The organism is Nguyenibacter vanlangensis (genome assembly GCF_013376155.1).
GTDB lineage: Bacteria > Pseudomonadota > Alphaproteobacteria > Acetobacterales > Acetobacteraceae > Gluconacetobacter > Gluconacetobacter vanlangensis.
Genome location: NZ_JABXXP010000134.1, coordinates 1 through 6,195, shown reverse-complemented (window position 1 = coordinate 6,195; position 6,195 = coordinate 1). Strand labels below are relative to the sequence as shown.

Annotated in this window: 6 protein-coding genes and 1 tRNA gene; 2 read left to right on the top strand and 5 right to left on the bottom strand. The window is 62.8% G+C overall.

Translation table 11 applies throughout. The annotated features are described in order from the left end of the window. The coding region (locus HUK84_RS08650; RefSeq protein WP_176639943.1) for a class I SAM-dependent methyltransferase at positions 1-930 on the bottom strand (930 nt) is incomplete at its 3' end. Between the two features lie 459 nt (positions 931-1,389). On the opposite strand from HUK84_RS08650, the gene HUK84_RS08645 reads away from it, so the two are divergent. Then, positions 1,390-2,487 (top strand): hypothetical protein, encoded by a 1,098-nt coding sequence (locus HUK84_RS08645; protein WP_176639942.1) that lies wholly within the window; start codon positions 1,390-1,392, stop codon positions 2,485-2,487. Positions 2,488-2,539: 52 nt separating this feature from the next. Then, positions 2,540-3,496 carry a glycosyltransferase family 2 protein gene (locus tag HUK84_RS08640; protein ID WP_176639941.1) on the top strand — a complete coding sequence of 319 codons (957 nt, stop codon included), beginning with the start codon at positions 2,540-2,542 and terminating at the stop codon, positions 3,494-3,496. Between the two features lie 52 nt (positions 3,497-3,548). Here the strand turns inward: HUK84_RS08640 and HUK84_RS08635 are convergent, their stop codons facing one another. The 4 genes from HUK84_RS08635 to dksA form a co-directional block, all read right to left on the bottom strand. Next, positions 3,549-4,544 carry a sulfotransferase family protein gene (locus HUK84_RS08635; protein ID WP_176639940.1) on the bottom strand — a complete coding sequence of 332 codons (996 nt, stop codon included), beginning with the start codon at positions 4,542-4,544 and terminating at the stop codon, positions 3,549-3,551. Between the two features lie 592 nt (positions 4,545-5,136). Next, entirely contained in the window at positions 5,137-5,310 is a 174-nt protein-coding gene (locus tag HUK84_RS08630; RefSeq protein WP_176639939.1) for a hypothetical protein, read from the bottom strand. A gap of 123 nt (positions 5,311-5,433) precedes the next feature. Continuing rightward, positions 5,434-5,508, bottom strand: a tRNA-Thr gene (locus HUK84_RS08625). Positions 5,509-5,589: 81 nt separating this feature from the next. Next, the gene (gene dksA / locus HUK84_RS08620) at positions 5,590-6,003 is read right to left on the bottom strand and encodes an RNA polymerase-binding protein DksA (RefSeq protein WP_176639938.1); all 414 of its coding nucleotides are present in this window, start codon (positions 6,001-6,003) and stop codon (positions 5,590-5,592) included. Positions 6,004-6,195: the final 192 nt, after the last annotated feature.

Sequence of the window (6,195 nt, the reverse complement as noted above, 5' to 3'; positions counted from 1 at the left end):
CGCGGCATTCTCCGCGCTGTCCGCCCGGGCGGACAGCGCGGCCAGGCGCGCCTGCAGGTCGGACAGATCGGCCGCCGCCTGTTCGCGATCCGCCTGGGCCTTCTCCTGTGCCTTTTCCAGCGCGCCCCGCATCCCGATCACCGCCAGTTCGGCATCGGCCCGCACGCGTGGATCGGTATCGAGGTCGCTGCGCTCGATATAGAGCGAAGCGGACAGTTCCGGCAGCGCCGCCGCCGAGGCGAAGGCGATCAGATAAGGGGCCCGCGGCATGTAGTCCGTCGCCTCGAAATACCCCTCCCCCTGCCGGTCGAAGACCAGCGGCGGCCCCCCTTGGCCGGACGGCAGGATGGCCGAACCGATCATCGGCCGCTGCGCCATCAGGGTGACGTTCGGAAAAACCGAACGAAGCGCCGATTCGAACTCACGCGCGGTCAGTTCGTGGACATGGAACGGGTTGGGCGGCGCGCCGGCGGGGGAATAGACCATCCGGTCGGGCGTACTGATGACCAGCAGCCCGTCAGGGCGCAGGACGCGCCGGATTTCGGCGAGGAAGCGGTTCTGATCGTCCAGATGCTCCAGCGTCTCGAACGAGACCGCGACGTCGATGCTGTCGTCGGGCAAGGGCAGCGCGCGGGCGTCCCCCTGAAGGTAACGCAGATTCGGCCGCCCGAAGGATTCGGCGGCATGCGCCACCGACGCCGCGTCGATCTCCACCCCCGTCACCGATGCCGCCACCTGGGCCAGCAGGGCGGCCCCGTATCCCTCGCCCGACGCGACATCCAGGACCGACCGGCCCCGACAGAAGGCCCGCGCCAGCAGGTAACGGTGATAATGCTCGATCGCGATCTGGCCGGATACGTCGGAAGTGAACCGCTCTCCGTTGAATTCGAACGTTTTTTTGGCGGTCTCCCGGCGGATCACTTCACCCATTCTGTCCTCTTACGCGATCCTCGACGGAGCATCGGGGATCCAAGATCAATCCGATCCAGGCCACGGGCGCGCAACCCCCGTGACCGAATCGCCAGCCATGTGCTTATAGAGTGAGCACACAATAAGACAATCATATGACATCCCAAGACGCAGCCAACGCGAATGCCAAGGACCGGTTCCGTGACCCTGCCCGCCACGGGATAAAGCCAAATCATACATGGCGCGCCAGCAACAGACGGGCACGATTTTCAATAGATCCGAACCGAGCCTATGATATACGGCGACGAATATAAATTGTAAAAAAGTTTTTACCGATATTTTTTCCGAGAAGCCAGAACATGACCCGAATTCCTACCCCCTCGATGTGGCAAACAATTCATGAAAATTGAAAGCGAACTTGTCGCCAAAGACGCCACGACGGACATCCCACGGCTTCTTGCATTCACGTTATTTTGCCACGTGGCCATATTATTGTATTATGTCGCCGTCGCCAAAGTCTTCAGCGGCTTTTCCTATTCGGCATGCGAATGGGATTGCGGCTGGTATATCGGCATCGCGTCCGCCGGGTACGATCTGCACCCTCACCTCGGCGGCAATGACAACGGGCAGGCAAACTGGGCGTTCTTCCCGCTGTTCCCCTTGCTGCTGCGCGCCATCCATGCCGCTACGGGCTTCAGCTATCAGCTTTGCGGCGTCGTTCTGAACAATGCGCTCTTTCCGTTGATGGCGGTGGCAAGCGCCCTGTACCTCAAGACGAAACGACGCGAGACGAACGCCTATATGACCGTTCTCGTCTTTCTTGCCTCACCGTTCAGCCTGTATTTCAGGGTCCCGTTTACCGAGACGCTTTATGGAATTCTCCTGATCGCCCTTCTGTTCCTGCTCCGTGGCGAAAGGACGTGGCTGGCGTCCGCCGTGGCGGCCTTCTTCACCGCCAGCCGTCCGACGGCGGCGCCATTGCTGGCCGTCCTGGGCGGCGCCCGCATGGTCGCGCATTGTCTGCAGGCCCGCATCCAAGGGACGGACACCGTGCGATCGGTGGCCCGGGCCGTTGCGCAATGCCTCCTTCTGGGTTCGGTCGGGGGAATCGGGCTGCTGGGCTATATGCTCTATCTCCACGTCCATGTGGGGGACGCGCTGGCCTTCAAGCATATCGAAGCGGCGTGGGGGCGCCATCCCGGCAATCCGGTGGCGCATATCTTGCACGGGCTCCGCGCCCGCGACCTGACCGCCGCGGCGTTCCTGCCCGGGCATGAGGAAAGCCTGACCTATTTCGCGCTCGCCTGCCTCGTCGCAGCCTGCCTCGTCCTGTGGGCATTCCTGTCGGGATTCGTCTTGGAATCCGTCCTCGTCGCGCTGACGCTCCTGCTCTCGACAGCTACCGGCCTGTGGTCCAGCACGCGATATATCTACGCCAATCCGGTGACGCTGATGCTCGTGTCGGCGTTCCTGCAGAAACTGCCTCGCCCCGTCTTCTCGCTGATCCTGTGCGTCTTTTCCATGGTTCAGGCCCTGTTCGTCATCCTCTGGTACCAGGGCTCCCGGTTCCTGATGTGACGCGCGCCTTTATTTCCCGACCATTCTTCATCTCGCCAGCCGGACCGTCCGAATGACCCCCTACAGCCTAGACGTCGTCATCCCGTGCTATAATGAGGAAGACGCGCTGCCCGTTACGTTGCCGCGGATTCTTTCCTACCTGGACGGCCTGCAATCCGACCCGCGCTTCGCGCTGCGCCATTGGCGCGTCATCCTGGTCGATGACGGCAGTGCGGACCGCACCTGGACCATCATCGCGGCGCACGCCGAGCCGGCCCGGGTCGTCGGACTGAAACTGTCCCGCAATTTCGGCCATCAGAATGCGATGCTCGCCGGGTTGAGCCATGCGGACGCCGATGCCGTCATCACGATGGACTGCGACCTGCAGGACGACATCAACGCGATCGAGGCGATGCTGCTTGCGTACCAGGGCGGATTCGACCTGGCCCTGGGCGTACGATCCTCGCGCACGAGCGACACGATTTTCAAGAAGGGAACCGCGCGCGCGTATTACAGGCTCCTGACCCTTTTCGGGGTCAATGTCATCGAGGATCATGCCGATTACCGGCTGATGTCGCAGCGGGCGCTTCGCGTGCTTCTGGCGCATAACGAAGTCAATCTCTTTCTGCGCGGCATCATCCCCACAATCGGCTTCAAAACGTCGATCATCCCGTATGAGCGACAAGCCCGCGAATTCGGAAACAGCAAATATACGCTCGGGAAGATGCTGGCGCTGGCGATCGACGGCATCACGTCCTTTTCAGTGCTCCCGCTCCGAATGATCGCCGCGTTCGGCGTCGTGGTCTTCCTTGCATCGTCCGTTACGGGCCTGTGGGTTCTTCTGGAACGCCTCGTCTTCAGCGCGACCGTCGTCAGCGGCTGGGCCTCGGTGATGCTGCCCCTGCTGGCCCTGGGCGGGCTTCAGATCCTGTCCATCGGCGTGTTGGGCGAGTATATCGGCAAGATCTATCTGGAAACGAAGCGCCGCCCCCGATTCATCGTCGAAACCGTCACGGATTCGCCGCGCTGACGACCCGCCGTCCCGTCACCGTCACACCGGTCATCTGCGCCAATCATCTGCATCATCTGCGCCACTCGGGAAGGGCGCCCAGGACCGAACGCGCCAGCGTGCCTGGCCGGAGCAAGGCACGGATTTCGGTTACGCTCCAGCGGTTCCGCGCCTCGACCGGCTCGGCCAGGCTGTCCTCCAGCCGGTTGTAATAGGTCAGTAACGGCCGCCATGTCTCGATCGACCGCGCGACGTCGAGGCAGGCCAGGTACAGGTCGCGGGATTCGAGGTCGGCGCGATCGTCGGCGCAATCGGACAGAATGTGAAACAGCTCGGACACCGCATGGGGGGCGCGGGAATCCCTGGCCAGGTCGCGCAACGAGCCGCGCGAATGCCGGAGCGTTCCATCGAGGAAGGAATTGGAAAATTCCCTGCAGGCCACGGGATCGACCGCCATGCCCAACCGGTCGGCCATGCGGTGCAGTTGCCGCGACGGATCTTCCATCATGCGGTCGTAATCCACGATGACCCGGTTCTTCACGTCCCCGGTAGACAGAATCGAACAGACGACATGTTCCAGCCACAGCATGTAGCCCCGCTCGGCCGGCATCCGCTCCCGCCGTTCGAGCGAACGCACGACGCTGAGCGGATTGCGCAGCGGCAGCACGACGCCGACCCTGCAACCCGATGCCTCCAGCACCGGACGCCAGAAATCCATGAGCCGGCAGGTACGCGGATCCTTGAAACCCCACAGCCCCCCGCAGGAAGCCAGCCGCGCCTTCAGCAGCGCGGCAGCCTCGGCCCGCAATTCGGCCAGGACCGGATGCGGCCAGGACAGCGAACCGACCAGGCCGAGATGGTCATAGGCCGCCTCGATATGCCGCAGCAATGCCTCGTTGATGCGGCACACATCGTTGTCTTCCCAGAATCCCGTCGGGTTGTCGGCCGCCGGCGACATCAGGTTCTCGCCCAGCGAGACACCCAGCACCTGCAGCGCCTTGGTGATCGCGCTGGTGCCGCTGCGGTGCATGCCCAGCACGACGATCACATGACCGGAATTCATATGCATCTGTCGGATCTCTCGCGGCCGGACGCCCTCCGTCATCGGGAAGAGTTCTCGGGCGCTCCAATATTTCCATAAGTCCGCATGGGGATACCCACGGGTAGCCGGCAGAGGTCATGCCCCTAGAGCATCATCCGACCGGATGGACTCGTCCGGTCGGATAAAGATGCTCGTTAAAACAATGAGCTAGAGCCATATCCGTGAACCAGTGTGAATGGATATGGCTCTAGAGCACAGAAAAACATGATTTTTAGTAAAAGGCGGCTCCCTTCTTCCGAAGACGGGGGAGCGGAATTGATGGTTTATCTTTACGCGCCCGATGCGCCCTTGCCTAATTTCCAATTGTTACATCGCCGCCGATCGGCCGCGTCTTCGCGTCCGTGAATTATCTTTTAATGGATCAAGGATAATTGATCGTCGGACGCGGCGCATGACGAGTCGGCCGTCATGCGCGCCATATTTCGGTCGGAATCGGATGGCGAGATCAGGTCGTGGCGCCGGCCGCGAACACTGGACCCCTTGGCCGGCGCCACGCCCCCGCCGCCCCGCCTGGGCTTGCGGACGAACGGGTCAGCGCGCCCGGTTCAACGTGTCCGGTTCAACGCGCCATATCGCCGATGCCGTCCAGCAGATCCGCCAGGTCGGCGACGAGCCGCCGGGTCTCCTCGCTCGCCTTTTCTCCGCGCAGGCGTGCGGCCAGCGACTGCACGCGATCCCTGGCCTCGTCGATCAGCCGCGACAGGGCTTCATTCCCGCCGTAATGCGTGGACATGTCCGTGACCTCCCGATCCGCCCGGGCCGAGGATATGGCGCATCGGCCGCGATCGACAAACCGGCCCTGCCGGCCGTCAGGCACACGATGCAATGCACGAATGGAAAAAGAAAAGGGAAATCATGGTGCTGCTGGACAGGATTGAACTGTCGACCTCTCCCTTACCAAGGGAGTGCTCTACCACTGAGCTACAGCAGCAGCGTGGATGGGCGCTTCCTACCGTCTCCGTTCGCAGGTTGCAACCCCTGCCGAACAGAAAGCGGCGGCCCCCGTCCGGGATCAGTCGTCGCGGTGAATTTTTTCCATCCGCTCATGCCGTTCCTGCGCTTCGATCGACAGGGTGGCGATGGGACGGGCTTCCAGACGCTTCAGGCCGATCGGCTCGCCGGTTTCCTCGCAATAGCCATAGGAGCCGTTTTCGACTCGCAGCAGGGCCTGGTTGATCTTGGAAATCAGCTTGCGCGCCCGGTCGCGGGTGCGCAATTCCAGGGCGCGGTCGGTTTCCACGCTGGCGCGGTCGGTGATATCGGCCTCATGAATGCCGCCCTCGGACAGGCTGGCCAGTGTCTCGTCCGCTTCCTTCAGCAGATCGGCCCGCCATTTCAGCAGCTTCTGGCGGAAATACTCCACCTGCAGCGGGTTCATGAAGTCCTCGTCTTCCGAGGGGCGGTAATCGGGGGGAAGTGTTATCATGATGCGCGTCCTTGAATTTCGCCCCCGGACGAGTCCTCGCCGGACAGGGGCCCGCCGCGAAACGGGCGGCTTATACGCTGCCGGCCGCCATCCGCCAACCCCGAAAGGCCGGGGAATCCGCCTTTCCAGCCGATTCCCGGCCGACCGGATCAGGCCGGCGCATGCGCGGGGGTCGCGGCCGGACCGCGCGCG